At 71.2% G+C, this 17324-nt stretch carries 13 protein-coding genes; 4 read left to right on the top strand and 9 right to left on the bottom strand.

The window, feature by feature from the left end; all coding sequences use genetic code 11:
- Window positions 1–116: 116 nt before the first annotated feature.
- Window positions 117–2576 (top strand): DNA topoisomerase (ATP-hydrolyzing) subunit A, encoded by a 2460-nt coding sequence (locus ACFQ79_RS10325; RefSeq protein ID WP_383581062.1) that lies wholly within the window; start codon window positions 117–119, stop codon window positions 2574–2576.
- Between the two features lie 19 nt (window positions 2577–2595).
- Here the strand turns inward: ACFQ79_RS10325 and ACFQ79_RS10320 are convergent, their stop codons facing one another.
- Window positions 2596–3657 carry a CobW family GTP-binding protein gene (locus ACFQ79_RS10320; protein WP_383581060.1) on the bottom strand — a complete coding sequence of 354 codons (1062 nt, stop codon included), beginning with the start codon at window positions 3655–3657 and terminating at the stop codon, window positions 2596–2598.
- Window positions 3658–3778: 121 nt separating this feature from the next.
- On the opposite strand from ACFQ79_RS10320, the gene ACFQ79_RS10315 reads away from it, so the two are divergent.
- Both ACFQ79_RS10315 and ACFQ79_RS10310 read left to right on the top strand, forming a co-directional pair.
- Window positions 3779–5587, top strand: a complete 1809-nt coding sequence (locus ACFQ79_RS10315) for an ATP-binding protein (RefSeq protein WP_383581058.1) — start codon at window positions 3779–3781, stop codon at window positions 5585–5587.
- Window positions 5584–6273 carry a response regulator gene (locus ACFQ79_RS10310; protein ID WP_383581056.1) on the top strand — a complete coding sequence of 230 codons (690 nt, stop codon included), beginning with the start codon at window positions 5584–5586 and terminating at the stop codon, window positions 6271–6273. Before ACFQ79_RS10315 ends, ACFQ79_RS10310 begins: the two co-directional genes overlap by 4 nt.
- A gap of 41 nt (window positions 6274–6314) precedes the next feature.
- On the opposite strand, the gene ACFQ79_RS10305 is transcribed toward ACFQ79_RS10310, so the two are convergent.
- The 5 genes from ACFQ79_RS10305 to ACFQ79_RS10285 all read right to left on the bottom strand — a co-directional run bounded on the left by ACFQ79_RS10305 (window position 6315) and on the right by ACFQ79_RS10285 (window position 12727).
- On the bottom strand, window positions 6315–7907 hold the full coding sequence (locus tag ACFQ79_RS10305; protein ID WP_383581055.1) for a cation acetate symporter: 1593 nt from the start codon (window positions 7905–7907) through the stop codon (window positions 6315–6317).
- Window positions 7904–8389: a DUF485 domain-containing protein gene (locus ACFQ79_RS10300; RefSeq protein ID WP_383581053.1), complete on the bottom strand. Its 486-nt coding sequence runs from the start codon at window positions 8387–8389 to the stop codon at window positions 7904–7906. Before ACFQ79_RS10300 ends, ACFQ79_RS10305 begins: the two co-directional genes overlap by 4 nt.
- A 99-nt stretch (window positions 8390–8488) precedes the next feature.
- Window positions 8489–9292, bottom strand: coding sequence for a response regulator (locus ACFQ79_RS10295; protein WP_383581051.1), 804 nt, complete (start codon window positions 9290–9292; stop codon window positions 8489–8491).
- The gene (locus ACFQ79_RS10290; RefSeq protein WP_383581049.1) at window positions 9289–10512 is read right to left on the bottom strand and encodes a sensor histidine kinase; all 1224 of its coding nucleotides are present in this window, start codon (window positions 10510–10512) and stop codon (window positions 9289–9291) included. Before ACFQ79_RS10290 ends, ACFQ79_RS10295 begins: the two co-directional genes overlap by 4 nt.
- A gap of 97 nt (window positions 10513–10609) precedes the next feature.
- A complete protein-coding gene (locus ACFQ79_RS10285; RefSeq protein ID WP_383581046.1) occupies window positions 10610–12727 on the bottom strand; it encodes a type IIA DNA topoisomerase subunit B in 2118 nt (705 codons plus the stop codon).
- Window positions 12728–13159: 432 nt separating this feature from the next.
- Here ACFQ79_RS10285 and ACFQ79_RS10280 point away from each other — a divergent pair, with 432 nt between their 5' ends.
- On the top strand, window positions 13160–13390 hold the full coding sequence (locus tag ACFQ79_RS10280) for a hypothetical protein (RefSeq protein ID WP_015036683.1): 231 nt from the start codon (window positions 13160–13162) through the stop codon (window positions 13388–13390).
- Between the two features lie 114 nt (window positions 13391–13504).
- On the opposite strand, the gene ACFQ79_RS10275 is transcribed toward ACFQ79_RS10280, so the two are convergent.
- The 3 genes from ACFQ79_RS10275 to ACFQ79_RS10265 all read right to left on the bottom strand — a co-directional run bounded on the left by ACFQ79_RS10275 (window position 13505) and on the right by ACFQ79_RS10265 (window position 17307).
- Complete coding sequence (locus ACFQ79_RS10275; RefSeq protein WP_383581043.1) at window positions 13505–14323, bottom strand: serine protease; 819 nt, start codon at window positions 14321–14323, stop codon at window positions 13505–13507.
- A gap of 169 nt (window positions 14324–14492) precedes the next feature.
- Window positions 14493–16040, bottom strand: coding sequence for an RNA polymerase sigma factor (locus tag ACFQ79_RS10270; RefSeq protein WP_383581041.1), 1548 nt, complete (start codon window positions 16038–16040; stop codon window positions 14493–14495).
- A gap of 379 nt (window positions 16041–16419) precedes the next feature.
- Complete coding sequence (locus ACFQ79_RS10265; RefSeq protein ID WP_383581039.1) at window positions 16420–17307, bottom strand: FadR/GntR family transcriptional regulator; 888 nt, start codon at window positions 17305–17307, stop codon at window positions 16420–16422.
- Window positions 17308–17324: the final 17 nt, after the last annotated feature.

Genomic DNA, 17324 nt, shown 5'->3' with positions numbered 1-17324 from the left:
GAAGTTCCCGCCCCCGGGAGATGTCCCTCTTCCGGGTCGCGGTCGGCGTTGTCGGTGGCACGGTCCACAATGGTCCGCGTCAGATCAACCTTGTTGGTGAAGGAGCCGCAGCCGCGATGGCCCGCCGCAGCACGAAGACACCGCCGCCGGACGACGCGTTCGAGGAGCGAATCCTCGACATCGACGTTGTCGACGAGATGCAGGGCTCCTTCCTCGAGTACGCGTACTCGGTGATCTATTCGCGTGCCCTCCCGGACGCCCGTGACGGCATGAAGCCCGTCCAGCGACGCATCGTTTTCCAGATGAACGAGATGGGGCTCCGGCCGGACCGGGGCTTCGTCAAGTGCGCCCGTGTCGTCGGCGAGGTGATGGGCAAGCTCCACCCGCACGGCGACGCCTCGATCTACGACGCCATGGTCCGCATGGCACAGCCCTTCTCCATGCGGCTCCCCCTGGTCGACGGCCACGGCAACTTCGGTTCCCTGGGCAACGACGACCCGCCGGCCGCCATGCGGTACACCGAGTCCCGGATGGCCCCGGCCGCCCTGCTCATGACCGAGTCCATCGACGAGGACACGGTCGACTTCTCGCCGAACTACGACGGCCAGGAGCGGGAGCCGGTGGCGCTGCCCGCCGCCTACCCGAACCTGCTGGTCAACGGCGCGTCGGGCATCGCGGTCGGCATGGCGACCAACATGCCCCCGCACAACCTCGGCGAGGTGATCGCGGCCGCCCGCCACCTGATCCGCCACCCGGGCGCCGACCTCGAGACGCTGATGCGTTTCGTGCCCGGCCCCGACCTGCCGACCGGCGGCCGGATCGTCGGCCTCTCCGGCATCAAGGACGCGTACGAGTCGGGTCGCGGCTCGTTCAAGATCCGCGCCACGACGAGCGTGGAGACGGTGACGGCGCGCCGCAAGGGCATCGTCGTGACCGAGCTGCCGTTCACGGTCGGCCCCGAGAAGGTCATCTCCAAGATCAAGGACCTGGTCGGCTCCAAGAAGCTCCAGGGCATCGCGGACGTCAAGGACCTCACCGACCGCAGCCACGGTCTGCGCCTGGTCATCGAGATCAAGAACGGCTTCGTGCCCGAGGCCGTCCTGGAGCAGCTCTACAAGCTGACGCCGATGGAGGAGTCCTTCGGCATCAACAACGTGGCGCTGGTGGACGGCCAGCCGCTGACGCTCGGCCTCAAGGAGCTCCTGGAGGTCTACCTCGACCACCGCTTCGAGGTTGTCCGGCGCCGCTCCGAGTTCCGCCGCACCAAGAAGCGCGACCGGCTCCACCTGGTGGAGGGCCTGCTCGTCGCCCTGCTCGACATCGACGAGGTCATCCGGCTGATCCGGGAGAGCGAGAACTCGGCGCAGGCCAAGGAGCGCCTGATCGAGCGCTTCTCGCTCAGCGAGATCCAGACGCAGTACATCCTGGACACCCCGCTGCGCCGCCTCACCAAGTTCGACCGGATCGAGCTGGAGACCGAGCAGGACCGGCTCAACGGCGAGATCGACGAGCTGACCGGGATCCTCGACTCCGACGCGGAGCTGCGGAAGCTGGTCTCGGCGGAACTGGCCGCGGTCGCGAAGAAGTTCGCCACGGACCGGCGTACGGTCCTGCTGGAGTCGGCGGGCGCGCCCGTCGCGGCCGTCTCCCTGGAGGTCGCGGACGACCCGTGCCGCGTGCTGTTCTCCTCGACCGGACTGCTCGCCCGTACGGCGACGGCGGAGCTGCCCCCGGTCGACCCGGACGCCACCCGCGTCAAGCACGACGTGATCCTGTCGTCGGTGGCCGCCACCCAGCGCGGTGACATCGGCGCGGTGACCTCGGCCGGCCGGCTGCTCCGGATCGCGGTGATCGACCTGCCGCAGCTCCCGGACACCGCGTCCGCGCCGAACCTGGCGGGCGGCGCGCCGCTGTCCGAGTTCCTGTCCCTGGAGGCGGACGAGACCGTGGTCTGCCTGACCACGCTCGACGAGGCCTCGCCGGGGCTCGCCCTGGGCACGCTCCAGGGCGTGGTGAAGCGCGTGGTCCCGGACTACCCGGCGAACAAGGACGAGCTGGAGGTCATCAGCCTCAAGGAGGGCGACCGGATCGTCGGCGCGACCGAGCTGCGGACGGGCGAGGAGGACCTGGTCTTCATCACCTCCGACGCCCAGCTCCTGCGCTACCCGGCCGCGCAGGTACGGCCCCAGGGCCGGCCGGCCGGCGGTATGGCGGGCGTCAAGCTGGCGGACGGGGCGGACGTGATCTCGTTCACGGCGGTCGACCCGGCGGCGGACGCCGTCGTCTTCACCGTCGCGGGCTCCACGGGCACGCTCGACTCCGCGGCGGGTACGTCGGCGAAGCTGACGCCCTTCGACCAGTACCCGCGCAAGGGCCGCGCGACCGGCGGCGTCCGCTGCCAGCGCTTCCTGAAGGGCGAGGACGTCCTGATCCTGGCCTGGGCGGGAACCACCCCGGCCCGCGCCGCCCAGAAGACCGGCACCCCGGTGGAACTCCCGGAGATCGACCCCCGCCGCGACGGCTCGGGCACCCCGCTCGCCCACCCGGTGGACGTGGTGGCGAGCCCGGCGGTCTAGCCGGAGCCCCGGAGGCGCCCTACGGCGCCTCCGGCTCCTCCTCCGTCTGCTGTACGTACCGCAGGACGCCCCACATGCTGTGCTCGTCGGGGGCGTCCTGCGGGCCGTTCTGCTCGCACTCCGCCAGCTCCTTGCGCAGACCGGCCGCGTCGACGCCGGATCCGATCAGGACGAGCTGGGTGAGCCGCTCCTCGCCCTCGGGCCACCGCTCGGGGTAGAAGCGCAGGAAACGGCCGACCGCGTGCACGGCGTAGCGGTTGTCCGGGTCGGCGACGCCGAAGTCGACGAAGCCCTTGATCCGGTAGAGCCCCTCGGGCCGCGCGTCCAGGAAGGCCATCAGCCGACGCGGGTGCAGCGGGGTGGCGGCGGTCAGGGAGACGGTCTCGTACGACGTGTGGGTGTGGGCCCGCGGGTCACCGTCGCCGTCCTCCTCCCCGTACAGGATGTCCTCGATCGACATCTGCCCCTCGATCTCGCCTTCGGGGACCACCCGATCGAAGAGCAGCTCCGGGTCGATCCGCCCATGGGTCGCGTCGACGACCACGGCCTTCCCCGCGAGAGCCCCGACCGTCGCGTGGACGGCGTCCAGCTCGGCCGCGGAGACCCGGTCGGTCTTGTTCACGACCACGAGGTCGGCGATCGGCAGGTGCCGGTCGGTCTCGGGGTGCCGCTCCCGGGTCGCGGAGAACTCGGCCGCGTCGACGACCTGGACGAGCCCGCCGTACACGATCCGCTCGTTCTCGCTGGCGAGGACCATCCGGACCAGCTCCTGCGGCTCGGCCAGGCCGCTCGCCTCGATCACGATCACGTCGAGCCGCGACTCGGGGCGGGTGAGCACCTCCAGGTACTCGTCGAGCTCGCTCGCGTCGACGGCGCAGCACAGGCAGCCGTTGCCGAGGGAGACGGTGGAGCCGACCTGTCCTGCGATTCTCATGGCGTCGATGCCGATGTCGCCGAAGTCGTTGACCATGACGCCGATCCGGGTCCCCCGGGCGCCGCGCAGCAGATGGTTGAGGAGCGTGGTCTTCCCCGCCCCGAGAAACCCGGCCAGGACGACGACTGGGATCTGCTGCGTGGTCAAGGGACGTGCCTCCGGTTCCTTCGGGTCCCACGGCTGTGGGACGTCCAGGATAGGTTTCCGCACGGACACCCCTGCGGGCGCCATTTCCGGTCCCGGGGCGTGGCCCCTTACCGTTTCCGGCATGAGCCCCGCACAGACCAGCCCCCCGCGCCCGCGTGCGCGCCGTCGGCGGTTCGGCTGGCCGCAGCGGGTGTTCTCGCAGGTCCTGCTGATGCAGCTGGCCATCGCGACCGGTGTCACGGTCCTCGCCACCGGGCTCTTCCTGGCCCCGCTCAGCGCCCAGCTGGACGACCAGGCGATGCGGCGCGCCCTGGCCATCGCGGGGACGACGGCGTCGCCCCGGCTGGCCGCCGACCTCACCGGTACGCGGCCGTCGGCGCGGGGGCCGGTGCAGACGGAGGCCGAACGGATCCGGACCTCCACGGGCGCCGAGTACGTCGTCGTCATGGACACGCGGGGGGTGCGCTGGTCGCACACCGATCCCGCCGCGATCGGCGAGCGCGTCTCCACCGATCCGACCGACGTCCTCGCCGGGCGCGAGGTGATGGAGATCGACAGCGGCACCCTGGGCCGCTCGGCGCGCGGCAAGATGCCGCTGCGGGACGCGGACGGGCGGATCGTCGGCGCGGTCTCGGTCGGCATCGAGTACGACAGCGTCCGCGACCGGCTCCTCGCCGCGATTCCCGGCCTCCTCGCCTACGCGGGCGGCGCGCTCGCGGCCGGCGCCCTGGCCGCGTACCTGATCTCCCGGCGTCTTCAGCGGCAGACCCACGACCTGGCCTTCTCCGACATCTCGGCGCTGCTCGCCGAACGCGAGGCCATGCTGCACGGCATCCGCGAGGGGGTCGTGGCCCTGGACCGCAACGGCTCCGTCCGGCTCATGAACGACGAGGCGCAGCGGCTCCTGGGCCTCGGCCCCGAGGCGGCGGGCCAGCCTCTCGACGAGGTCCTCGGCCGGGGCCGTACCGCCGACGTCCTGGCGGGCCGGGTGACGGGCGAGGACCTGCTCACCGTCCGCGGGCACCGGGTGCTCATCGCCAACCGGATGCCGACGGACGACGGCGGCGCCGTGGCGACCCTCCGCGACCGCACCGAGCTGGAGCGGCTCGGGCGCGAGCTGGACTCCACCCGGGGCCTGATCGACGCCCTGCGCGCCCAGGACCACGAGCACGCCAACCGGATGCACACCCTCCTGGGGCTCCTGGAGCTGGAGATGCACGAGGAGGCGGTGGAGTTCGTCACAGAGGTGGTCGGCGTGCACCGGGCCACCGCCGAGCAGGTCACGGAGAAGGTCCACGATCCGCTCCTCGCGGCGCTCCTGGTCGGCAAGGCGACCGTCGCCGCCGAGCGGGGCGCCTCGCTGCGGCTCGCCCCCGACTCGCTGCTGCCGGACCTGCTCGTCGACCCGCGCGAGCTGGTCACCGTCGTCGGCAACCTGGTCGACAACGCCCTGGACGCCGTCGCGGGCACCCCGGGCGCCCGCATCGACGTCTCGTTCCGCACCGAGGGGCGTACGGTCGTGCTGCGGGTCGCGGACAGCGGCCCGGGGGTTCCCGAGGAGCGCCGCGAGCTGATCTTCACCGAGGGCTGGTCGACGAAGGCGCTTCCGTCGCACGGGAAGCGCGGCCTCGGTCTCGCCCTGGTGCGCCGGCTCGCCGAGCGGCGGGGCGGCACCGCGCGGGTGACCGACGGGCTCGACGGGGGCGCGGAGTTCACGGTCGTCCTCCCGGACGCCCTGACCGAGCCGCAGCCGGACGCGGCGGTCCGGGGGCCGGAAACTGACTCGGACGCGGCGGTCCGCGGGGCGGAATCCGAACCGGACGCGGCAATCCGGGGGCCGGAATCCGAACCGGGCACGGTCCGGGGGGCGGAATCCGAACCGGGCACGGTCCGGGGGGCGGTTCCGGGGCCCGTCGAGGAGGCCCGATGATCGACGTCCTGGTCGTCGACGACGACGTGCTGGTCGCCCGGATCAACGCCGCCTACGTCGCCAAGGTGCCCGGCTTCCGTGTCGTCGCCACCGCCCACTCGACCGCCGAGGCGCTCGCCGCCCTGGACGAGCAGCCGGTGGACCTGATCCTCCTGGACCACTACCTGCCCGACGAGAACGGGCTGGCCGCCGTACGGCAGCTCCGCGCGCGCGGCCACCAGTGCGACGTGATCATGGTGACGGCGGCCCGGGACGTGGCCACCGTGCAGGCCGCGATGCGACACGGCGCCCTCCAGTACCTGGTCAAGCCGTTCAACTTCGCCGGGCTGCGCGCCAAGCTGGAGGCCTACGCGACGCTCCGCCACACCCTGGAGAACGGCGGCGAGGCGGAGCAGGCCGAGGTGGACCGGATCTTCGGGGTCCTCTCGGCGGGCTCCGTGGCCCCGGACCTGCCGAAGGGGCACTCCCCCACGACGGCCGAGCTGGTCCGCCAGGTGCTGCTCGCCGCCGCTGGGCCGCTGTCCGCCCAGGAGATCGCCGAGCGGGCCGGCGTCAGCCGCCAGACCGCCCAGCGCTACCTCAAACTCCTCGAACGGACCGGCAGGGTCCGCCTCTCGCTCCGGTACGGCGAGACGGGCCGCCCGGAACACCGCTACGCCTGGGCGACCTCGCCCTCCCCCGGCTGAGACCCGTCCCGCCGGGTGAAGGCCTGGTTTCCCCGGGCGCGTCAGGCGGCCCCGGCGCCGGTCAGGGACCGGACCTCGGCCTCGGCGTGCCGCGCCTCGTCCGGCGGCTCCGTCGACGTCACGGTCCCGATCCACCCGGCGAGGAAGCCCAGCGGAATGGAGACCGCTCCCGGGTTCTGCAGCGGGAAGAGGTGGAAGTCGACACCGGGGAACAGCGATTCGGGACTGCCGGAGACCACCGGCGAGACCAGGACGAGCACCACCGCAGGAATCAGACCGCCGTACACCGACCAGACCGCACCCCGAGTGGTGAACCTCCGCCAGAACAGCGAGTAGAGCAGCACCGGCAGATTGGCGGAGGCCGCGACCGCGAAGGCCAGCCCGACGAGGAAGGCCACGTTGAGGTCGCGGGCGAGCAGCCCCAGACCGATCGCGGCCGCGCCGATCCCCGCCGCCGCGATCCGGGCCACGGTCACCTCGCTGTACTGCTTCGCGTGCCGGCGGCGCAGCGAGGCGTACAGGTCGTGGGCGACGGAGGCCGAGGAGGCGAGGGTGATGCCCGCGACGACGGCGAGGATGGTCGCGAAGGCGACGGCTGCGACGATCGCGAAGAGCACGGTGCCGCCGGTGGAGCCCGCGCCGCCGCCGAGATCGAGGGCGAGCAGCGGTACGGCGGTGTTCCCCGACGCGTTGGACGCACGGACCTCGTCGGGACCGATCAGGGCGGCCGCGCCGAAGCCCAGCACGATGGTCATCAGGTAGAAGCTGCCGATGAGCCCGATGGACCAGACGACCGAGCGGCGGGCGGCCCGGGCGGTCGGCACCGTGTAGAAGCGCGACAGGATGTGGGGCAGTCCTGCCGTGCCGAGCACCAGGGCGAGGCCGAGGCTGATGAAGTCGAGGCGGGCCGTCCAGTCGCCGCCGTAGCGGAGCCCGGGGGCAAGGAAGTCCAGGCCGTGGCCACTGCGTTCGGCCGCCGTGGAGAGCAGGCTGTTGACATCGCCGTGGAACCGCAGCAGGACCAGGACGGTGAGCGCGATCGTGCCCGCCATGAGCAGGACCGCCTTGACGATCTGGATCCAGGTGGTGGCCCGCATGCCGCCGAGCGACACGTAGATCACCATCAGCGCACCGACGCCGATCACCGTCCAGGAGCGGGCCGCCTCGCTGGTACCGCCGAGGAGCAGCGCGACCAGGCTTCCGGCTCCCACCATCTGGGCCACGAGGTACAGCACGGAGACGGCCACCGAGGACGTACCGGCGGCGATCCGCACCGGGCGCTCGGCCATCCGCGCGGCGACGACGTCGGCGAGGGTGAAGCGCCCGCAGTTGCGGACCAGTTCGGCGACGAGCAGCAGCACGACCAGCCAGGCGACCAGGAATCCGACGGAGTACAGCATGCCGTCGTAGCCGTAGAGGGCGATCAGCCCGGAGATGCCGAGGAACGAGGCCGCGGACATGTAGTCGCCTGCGATGGCGAAGCCGTTCTCCAGCGGCGAGAAGAGCCGGCCCCCGGCGTAGAACTCCTCGGCCGAACCACGCCGGTTGCGGCTCACCCAGGTGGTGATCCCCAGGGTGACGGCGATGAAGACGCTGAACAGCACGAGCGCCAGGATCTGGTGGTCGGCGGTCACGACTGCGCCACCCCTCGGGTCATCTCCTGGGTGTCCCAGCGCAGGTCGAGCGCGGCCCGGTCCCTGCGCAGCCGCGCGTGGCGCGCGTACGCCCAGGTCAGCAGGAAGGTGGTGAGGAACTGCCCGAGCCCCGCCACCATCGCCACGTTCACCACCCCGACGACCGGCCGCGCCATGAGTCCGGGAGCGGCGGTCGCCGCCACGACGTAGGCGAGGTACCAGAGGAGGAACGCGAGGGCTGCCGGGAAGACGAACCGGCGGTAGCGGCTGCGCACCTCCTGGAACGCAGGGCTCCGCTGCACTTCCAGATAGATCTCCGCCGCGCTGTGGACCCGCTGTCGCGGCACCGCGTCGGGGCGGCCGCCACCGGGAGCCCCGACCCCCGTCCGCTCGTCCCGGCCGGAGGCCGTCGCGTCGTACCAGGGGTCGTCGAAGGGCTCCGCCGAAGCCTCGAGCCCCTCCTGCTTGTCCACCTGCTCCACCGGCCAACTCTCCTTGTCAAGCGAACCGTTTCGGCCGCGTGCCCAAGGATGGACAGAGCGGGAAGATCCCGGACTCTTCTCCTCCCGCTGTTCACCCCATCAGGTGACTCTCCGCCCAGGTGCCCTGACCAGACCGTGCTGATATGCGTACCGCACGGCCTGCGCCCGGTCGCGCACCCCCGTCTTGGCGAAGAGGTTGTTGATATGGGTCTTCACGGTGGCCGTGGAGATCCGCAGCCGCCCGGCGATCTCCTGGTTGGAGAGCCCGTCGGCCACGAGCACGAGCACCTCCGTCTCCCGCTCGGTGAGCCCGTCGGCCCCCGGAACCACCGGCCCCGCGGTCGCAGCGGTCGCCGGATCCGCCGCCCCCGGTCCGGGCCCGCCCGACGACCCCGCCCCCTCGGGTCCCTCTCCCCGGTCCAACAGCTGCTCCAGCAACCGCCGCTGCACCGCGGGGGCAAGTCCCGCCCGCCCGTCGGTCACGTCCCGCAGCGCCCGTACGATCTCCTCCCCGCTCGCGTCCTTGGTCAGGTACCCACGCGCCCCGGCCCGCAGCGCCGGGAACAGCGAGTCGTCGTCGGCGTAGGTGGTGAGCACCACGACCTCCGTCCCGGGGTGCCGCTCACGGATCCGGCGGGTGGCCTCGACACCGTCGCAGCGCGGCATGCGCAGGTCCATCAGGACCACGTCGGGAGCGAGTTCGGCGGCCAGCGCGACCGCCTCCTCCCCGTCCCGGGCGGACCCGACGACCTCGACCCCGGCAAGCAGCCCGAGCAGCATCACGATCCCCTCACGCACCACGGCCTGATCGTCGGCGACCACCACCGGCACCGCCCGAGCCCCTTCCCAGGAATCGACGTCCTCCGGCCGGGGCAGCCCCTCGGCCCTCTCGTCGGCGTTCATGCCGGCACCCTCAGCCGCACGGCGAACCCCGGCCCGTCCGGCCCCGCGTCCAGACTGCCGCCGAGCAGTTCGGCCCGCTCCCTCATCCCGAGCAGTCCGTACCCGGAGCCGGACGAACCGAGCTCCTGCTCCGCTCCCCCGCCCCCGCCCTCGGCCGTCGGCGGAGGCCCGGAGTCACGTATCTCCAGAGAGATCTCATCGACCTCGTAGGCCAGCCGGATCCGGGTCCGGGCCCCGGGGGCATGCTTGCGCACATTCGTCAGAGCCTCCTGCGCGACCCGTCGCACCGCCTGGGAGGCCTCGGCCGGCAGGTTCCGACGCTCTCCGCTGACATCCACCTCGGCACGGTCCTCCCGGGCCAGCTCCCGTAGGTACTCCTCGACGGGCAGCATGTCGCCGCGCAGCGCCGACAGCGCGTGCCGGGTCTCCGCGAGCCCCTCTCTGGCCATGGAGCGGGCCGAGGTGACGAGCTTGAGGACCTCGCTCCGGTCCGCTCCCGCCTCGATCTGGAGCCGCGCGACCTCCAGGTGCACCATCTGGGCGGAGAGGCTGTGGGCGAGCACGTCATGTATCTCGCGGGCGATCCTGGCTCTCTCGGCGAGCGCGGCCGACTCCGCCTCGGCCTCACGGGCGAGCCGCTCCTGGGCGAGCAGCTGGAAACCGGCCCCGCGGGCGTGGGCGTCCAGCCGGAGCGAGTAGCCGGCGAGCAGCACGGCCCCGGTCGTGAGGCCGGCGCCCAGGATCCCGGTCTCGTCCGCCTCCACGAAACCGGGGACGACCACGGCCACGGTGGCCAGGCCGAGGGGCAGCGGCAGCCGTTCCATCGCCATGATGCAGACGACTATCCACAGGACGGTCGCGGGCGTCGGCGCCCCGGCCGCGTAGGCCCCGAGGCCGCCCAGGGCTATCACCCCGAGCAGCCCCAGCGAGGCCGCGGGCCGGTGGTCGAGGGTCGTGTGGTGGTAGCCGAGCGCCGCCGCCACGCAGAGCCCGTAGCCGAGGGGAGGCAGCGGCGCGTACCAGCCTTCGAACCCTCCCGACGTGTAGCAGCCGGCGAGCACCCAGACACTCAGGGCCGTGATCATGCTGTAGTCCAGGACGATCCGGCCCCGGGGCACCCCCAGGCGGGTGAGCGCCCCCCGCGAGGGCCAGGAACGCCAGGAGCCTTCCCGGACCGTGCCGGTCCCCGTGTGCGCCGCCCGCTCGCGCTTCTCGATCATGCCCGTCCCCCTCCGTCACAAGAATGCTACGGAGGGTCGAAGGCCGTGTGATCAGCCCGCGGGTGGAGCGTGTGGCTCCACCCACGGGTGGAGCGCCTCAGGCGTCGATGCGCGAGCGGTCGAGGGTCGCCGCGGAGCCGGTGATGAACTCCTTGCGGGGCGCCACGTCGTTGCCCATGAGGAGGTCGAAGACCTGCTCCGCCGCGTCCAGGTCGCCGATGTTGATCCGGCGCAGGGTGCGGTGGCGCGGGTCCATCGTGGTCTCCGCCAGCTGGTCGGCGTCCATCTCGCCCAGACCCTTGTAGCGCTGGATGGAGTCCTTGTAGCGGACGCCCTTGCGCTGGTACTCCAGCAGGGTCTGGCGCAGCTCGCTGTCCGAGTACGTGTAGACGTACTTGTCCTGGCCCTTCTTGGGCTGGACGAGTTCGATCCGGTGCAGCGGGGGAACGGCGGCGAAGACCCGCCCCGCCTCGACCATCGGCCGCATGTAGCGCTGGAAGAGCGTCAGCAGCAGGCAGCGGATGTGGGCGCCGTCGACGTCGGCGTCGACCAGGAGGACGATCTTCCCGTAGCGGGCCGCGTCGATGTCGAACGTGCGGCCCGAGCCCGCTCCTATGACCTGGATGATCGCCCCGCACTCGGCGTTCTTCAGCATGTCCGAGACGGACGACTTCTGGACGTTGAGGATCTTGCCGCGGATCGGCAGCAGGGCCTGGAACTCGCTGTTGCGGGCGAGCTTGGCCGTACCGAGGGCCGAGTCGCCCTCGACGATGAAGAGCTCGCTGCGCTCCACGTCGTCGCTGCGGCAGTCGGCCAGCTTCGCCGGCAGCGAGGAGGACTCCAGCGCGGTCTTCCTGCGCTGCGCCTCCTTGTGCTGGCGGGCGGCGATGCGGGTGCGGGCGGCGGCGACGGCCTTGTCGAGGACGGCACGGGCCTGCGCCTTGGCGTCCCGCTTGGTCGAGGTGAGGAAGGCCTTGAGCTCCTTGGCGACCACGTTCGCCACGATCCGGCGGGCCGCGGACGTGCCGAGGACCTCCTTGGTCTGGCCCTCGAACTGCGGCTCGGCGAGGCGGACCGTCACGACGGCCGTGAGCCCCTCCAGGGCGTCGTCCTTGACGATGTCGTCCTCGGCGACGCGCAGCATCTTCGAGGAGCGCAGCACCTCGTTCACCGTCTTGGTGACGGCCTGCTCGAAGCCCGAGACGTGGGTGCCGCCCTTGGGCGTGGCGATGATGTTGACGAAGGACTTGACCGTGCTGTCGTAGCCGGTGCCCCAGCGCAGGGCGACGTCGACGGCGAGCTCACGGGTGACCTCGGTCGGGGTCATGTGGCCGCGCTCGTCGAGGACCGGCACGGTCTCCTTGAAGGTGCCCTGCCCGGTGAGGCGCTGGATGTCGCAGACGGCCTTGTCCTGCGCGAGGTACTCGCAGAACTCGCTGATGCCTCCGTCGAAGCGGAAGGTCTCCTCGCTCTTGCCGATCCCCGCCAGGTCCCGCTCGTCGCGGACGACGATGGTGAGACCGGGCACGAGGAAGGCGGTCTGCCGGGCGCGCTGGTGCAGCGTCTCCAGGGAGAGCTTGGCGTCCTTGAGGAAGATCTGCCGGTCCGCCCAGTAGCGCACGCGGGTGCCGGTGCGGGTCTTGGGGACGCGCTTGCCCTTGCGCAGGCCGTTGCCCGGGTCGAAGGGGCTGTCGGGGCCCTGCTCCGTGAAGATGCCCGGCACACCCCGGCGGAAGCTGATGGTGTGCGTGGCGCTGTTCCGGTCGACCTCGACGTCGAGGCGGGCCGACAGGGCGTTGACCACGGAGGCGCCGACGCCGTGCAGACCGCCGGACGCGGCGTACGATCCGCCGCCGAACTTTCCGCCGGCGTGCAGCTTGGTCATGACGACCTCGACTCCGGAGAGTCCGGTCTTCGGCTCCACGTCGACCGGGATGCCCCGGCCGTTGTCCTGGACCTCGACGGAGCCGTCGTCGTGGAGGACGACCTCGATGTGGTCGCAGTAGCCCCCGAGGGCCTCGTCGACGGAGTTGTCGATGATCTCCCAGATGCAGTGCATCAGGCCGCGGCTGTCGGTGGACCCGATGTACATACCGGGGCGCTTGCGGACCGCTTCGAGCCCTTCGAGTACGAGCAGGTGCCGCGCGGTGTAGTTGGAAGCGTCACGGTCTGCGGTCAGCAGCGCACTGGACGGCACGGACGTTTCGGCGGTCACGCGGTTCGCTCCTCGCTGAATTTGAAATCTGGCCCAGTGGGGTAAGGCCCGGCGTCGGTCACCCGTCAGAGGGTACCGATGCCTGGTAGAGCCGTTGTTACGCCACCCTCCCCGATTCCTCATGCTAGTCCAGGGCCGTATGGATGTTCGATCCCTCGATGGGGTGACGCGAACATCACGTTCCCTTCCGCGCATGAACCATTTAGGCTCCGGGCACGTCCTCATGAACAACCGGCAACCACGCCGGGAGGACTGACCGACACAAGCAACGCGAAATCCGTAGAGCGACGCAATACGGCTCATTCGCCGCCAACCGGCAGCAGACAGCCACCTGCGAAGAAGTTTGAAGGAAAAGCCGCGAGCGGGAACGTTTTCGGCCTGGTTGGATGTTGACCCTGGTACGACAGCTCGTCGAGCTAGAGAAGAGGCGACGTGACTACTGTTCTGACCCCCGCGAGCCCCCTGACGGCCGCTGACCGTTGCGACCGCTGCGGCGCCCAGGCTTACCTGCGTGTCGTCCTGACCAGCGGAGGTGACTTGCTCTTCTGCGCCCACCACGGACGTAAGTTCGAGCCGGAACTCAAGAAGATCGCCGTTGAGATACAGGATGAGACGGACCGCCTGACGGACGTGCCGGCCCGCACGCAGGGCGACGACCACTGACGCCTCGCATCCACGACGAGCACAGATCCGGCCAATGACCGGACGACGGGCGGCCACCCCCGCATTCCCAGGGGGGTGGCCGCTCGTTCTCGTACCGCCACTGTCCGCGGTGGCTCAGAAACTCTCCGGCAGCACCGCCGAGACGCGGGTGTAGACCCCCGGGTTCTCCGCCTGCCCGCAGCCGCTGCCCCAGGACACCAGACCGACGAGCAGCCCCTTCGCCACGAGCGGGCCTCCGCTGTCGCCCTGGCACGCGTCCCTGCCACCACGCGGGTCGCCCGCGCACAGCATCGTGTCGCGCCGGTAGGGGACGCCGAACCCTCCCGGGTACGCCCGCTCGCACGAGCTGTCCGGCAGCACCTGGACCCGTGCCGTCCGCAGCGTGGAGGCATAGCTCCCGCCGCCGGTCGTGTCGCCCCAGCCGAAGACGTCCGCCTCCGTGCCCGGCGCGTACGCCGCGTCTCCCGTGCGGGCGACGCCGATCACGTACGACTGCGGCAGCGCGCTCACCAGCGTCAGCACCGCGAGGTCGCCCGAGTTCGTCGTCGGGTCGTAGTCGGGATTGACCCAGGTGTCCGAGATCCGCACCTCCTGCCCGCCCTGCCCCAGCAGCGCGGCGCGGCCCGCGATGACCACGAAGTCGCGCAGCTCCCACGGTTCGCCCCCGAGGACCTCACGGCCCAGGCAGTGGGCCGCCGTGAGGACCTTGGTCGGCGCCACGAGCACGCCCCCGCAGAACTGCCCCGCGCGCGTACCCCCGAACCGGTCACGGCTGGACAACGCCACGACCCAGGGCGCGTCCGTGATCTGGGCCTGCCGGCCGCCCACCACGACGCTGTCGGCGGCCACGGGTGCGGCCGTGGCCAGCTGCCCCGCCGCCGCCGCGATCAGGCCCAGAGCACCGGTCAATGCTCGGGTGAGGGAACCACGCATGGAGCCTCCTGACTCTCCGGTGATGTCGCTTCACCCAGAGTCCAGCACAGGACCGCACGGTGCACCCCGCGCACAGCCGGAGGGCCCGGCTCCCCCTGGGGGAACCGGGCCCTTCCGCGTACCGCTCCTGTCTCGCGTCCGTCGCTCTCACGGACTGGCGAGACACGGATCAGTCGAGGTAGTCGCGCAGCACCTGCGAGCGCGACGGGTGACGCAGCTTCGACATGGTCTTCGACTCGATCTGACGGATCCGCTCGCGGGTCACGCCGTAGACCTTGCCGATCTCGTCCAGCGTCTTCGGCTGGCCGTCGGTGAGACCGAAGCGCATCGAGACGACGCCGGCCTCACGCTCGGAGAGCGTGTCGAGCACGGAGTGCAGCTGCTCCTGGAGGAGCGTGAAGCTCACCGCGTCGGCCGGAACGACCGCCTCGGAGTCCTCGATCAGGTCGCCGAACTCGCTGTCGCCGTCCTCACCCAGCGGGGTGTGGAGGGAGATCGGCTCACGGCCGTACTTCTGGACCTCGATGACCTTCTCAGGGGTCATGTCGAGCTCCTTCGCCAGCTCCTCCGGGGTGGGCTCGCGGCCCAGGTCCTGGAGCATCTGTCGCTGCACGCGCGCGAGCTTGTTGATGACCTCGACCATGTGCACCGGGATACGGATGGTGCGGGCCTGGTCGGCCATGGCGCGGGTGATCGCCTGACGGATCCACCAGGTGGCGTACGTGGAGAACTTGTAGCCCTTGGTGTAGTCGAACTTCTCGACCGCGCGGATCAGACCCAGGTTGCCCTCCTGGATCAGGTCCAGGAAGAGCATGCCGCGGCCAGTGTAGCGCTTGGCCAGCGAGACCACCAGACGGAGGTTGGCCTCCAGGAGGTGGTTCTTGGCCCGACGGCCGTCCTCGGCGATGATCTCCAGCTCGCGCTTGAGCTTCGGCGCGAGCTTGTCCGAGTTCGCGAGCTTGTCCTCGGCGAACAGGCCGGCCTCGATGCGCTTGGCGAGCTCGACCTCCTGCTCGGCGTTGAGGAGCGGGACCTTGCCGATCTGCTTCAGGTAGTCCTTGACCGGGTCGGCGGTGGCACCGGCGACGGCGACCTGCTGCGCCGGAGCGTCGTCCTCGTCCTCGTCGGACAGGACGAAGCCCTTGCTCTCGCCCTCGGTCTCCTCCTCCTCGCCCTTGCCGGGCGCGACGTCATCGAGCAGCTCTTCGCCCTCGACGGCTTCGTCGGCGTCCTTCTTGGACGTGGTCTTCTTGGCCGCCGTCTTCTTGGCGACGGTCTTCTTGGCCACCGTCTTCTTCGCGACGGTCTTCTTCGCGGCCGCCTTCTTGGCGGCGGATCCGGCCTCGTCGGCCGGGTCGTCGCCCTCTGCCGCGGAGGCCGTGGCGGCCGTGACGGTCGTCTTCGTCACGGTCGTCCTGGCGGTGACGGTCTTGGTGGCGGTGCGCTTGGCCGGGCTCTTCGCGGCGACGCTCTTGCGGGCGCGCTTCGGCGACTCCGCTGCACTGACCATCAGCGTCACACCCTCTTCCTCGAGGATCTGATTGAGGCTGCGCAGAACATTCTTCCACTGGGTTGGCGGAATCTGGTCAGCCTCGAAGGCCCGACGCACGTCATCGCCGGCGATCTGCCCATCAGCCTTTCCCCGCTCGATGAGCGCCATCACAGACTCGGACTCGGCGATCTCCGGCGGGAGCGTACGGGATGTGCTGGCCGACACGAACAACCTCTCGGAACGATGGAAACGGCTTCCGGCCCCGCCCTGGATCGGGCTGGAGCCGACGACCGTCGACGGGGAATGTGCCGACGGCGCGGGCTGGACCGGGGAACTGCACAGCGCCTCCATCGGCTGCTGTATTCCTTCCTCGGCTGTCACCTCTTAGGTCATCGCACGGCTCGGAGGAGTGTTACGCCCAATCTTCGTGGCCCGAGTCACACCTCATGTGCGACAAATCAACGCAGAGGGATATATCAGCGTACATTCACGCCGCCGGAATCCTGGCACCGGCCGGTGAGACCCTTCCGGGCTCCCCGGGCGCCGCTCGGATCCGGCGGCGCGCGATGTCCGCACCTCCGCGCTTCCGGCCACGGCCCGCGGTTCAGTGTTCGCGGGGGGCGGGAACGACCCGCTCCACCTCGGGGTGGACCGTGAGCAGGGCCCGCATGGCCGTCTCGGCGCCGAGTGCGTCGCCCGTGGCGAGCGCGTCCACGATCCGCGCGTGGTGCGCGAGACAGGCCTCACTCGGGCGGTCGCAGCCCGTGACGGGACCGCCGGACACCTGGAGCGCCGAGCCGACGATGCCGGAGAGGTGCTCCAGCATGCGGTTTCCGGCGAGCTGGATGAGGAGCGAGTGGAACTCGGTGTCGGCGCGGGAGAACGTGATGCCGTCCCCCTGGGCGAACGCGTGGCCCATGATCTCGACCATGTCGGCGAGTCGCTGCTGCACGTCCTCGCGACCGTGCCCGGCGGCGAGGCGGGCGGCCAGGGGCTCGATCGTCCAGCGCAGCTCGTTCAGCTCACGGCGCTGGTCGTCGCGCTGCGGGCCGAAGGCACGCCACTCGATGATGTCGGGGTCGAGGAGGTTCCAGTCGCTGACGGGCCTGACGCGGGTGCCGACGTTCGGGCGGGCACTGACGAGCCCCTTGGCCTCGAGCACGCGCAGCGACTCGCGGACGACGGTCCGTGAGACCTCGAACCGCTGGCCGATCTCCTCGGGGACGAGCGGGCGGTCGGCCCCGAGATCGCCGGAGACGATCATCTGGCCGAGCTGCTGGACGAGCTGGCCGTGCAGCCCCCGCCCCCGGTTGCCGGCGCTCCGGCGGCCGACGCGGCCCAGGTCGGTGTCCACCCCCTCCCAGGAGGGCGGGCCCACGCGGCCGGCGGCGGGCGCCTCCGCGTAGGGGTAGCGGTCGAGATCGCCCGGGGCGCCGAGGCCGGAGTCGACGGAGCGGGCGGCGGTCATCATGGTGTGCGCAAGGGTACTCACGCATCCTTTGTCGGCGC

The sequence above is a fragment of the Streptomyces sp. NPDC056480 genome, from assembly GCF_042795405.1.
Classification (GTDB): Bacteria; Actinomycetota; Actinomycetes; order Streptomycetales; family Streptomycetaceae; genus Streptomyces.
Note: the sequence above shows the minus strand (reverse complement) of the source record. Positions and strands in the feature narration are given on the sequence as shown.

Excerpts from the sequence above, each read along its gene's own strand:
- ACFQ79_RS10325 (WP_383581062.1), top strand. The coding sequence starts at position 117 with ATGGCCCGCCGCAGCACGAAGACACCGCCGCCGGACGACGCGTTCGAG.
- ACFQ79_RS10315 (WP_383581058.1), top strand. The coding sequence starts at position 3,779 with ATGAGCCCCGCACAGACCAGCCCCCCGCGCCCGCGTGCGCGCCGTCGG.
- ACFQ79_RS10310 (WP_383581056.1), top strand. The coding sequence starts at position 5,584 with ATGATCGACGTCCTGGTCGTCGACGACGACGTGCTGGTCGCCCGGATC.
- ACFQ79_RS10295 (WP_383581051.1), bottom strand. The coding sequence starts at position 9,292 with ATGAACGCCGACGAGAGGGCCGAGGGGCTGCCCCGGCCGGAGGACGTC.
- ACFQ79_RS10290 (WP_383581049.1), bottom strand. The coding sequence starts at position 10,512 with ATGATCGAGAAGCGCGAGCGGGCGGCGCACACGGGGACCGGCACGGTC.
- ACFQ79_RS10275 (WP_383581043.1), bottom strand. The coding sequence starts at position 14,323 with ATGCGTGGTTCCCTCACCCGAGCATTGACCGGTGCTCTGGGCCTGATC.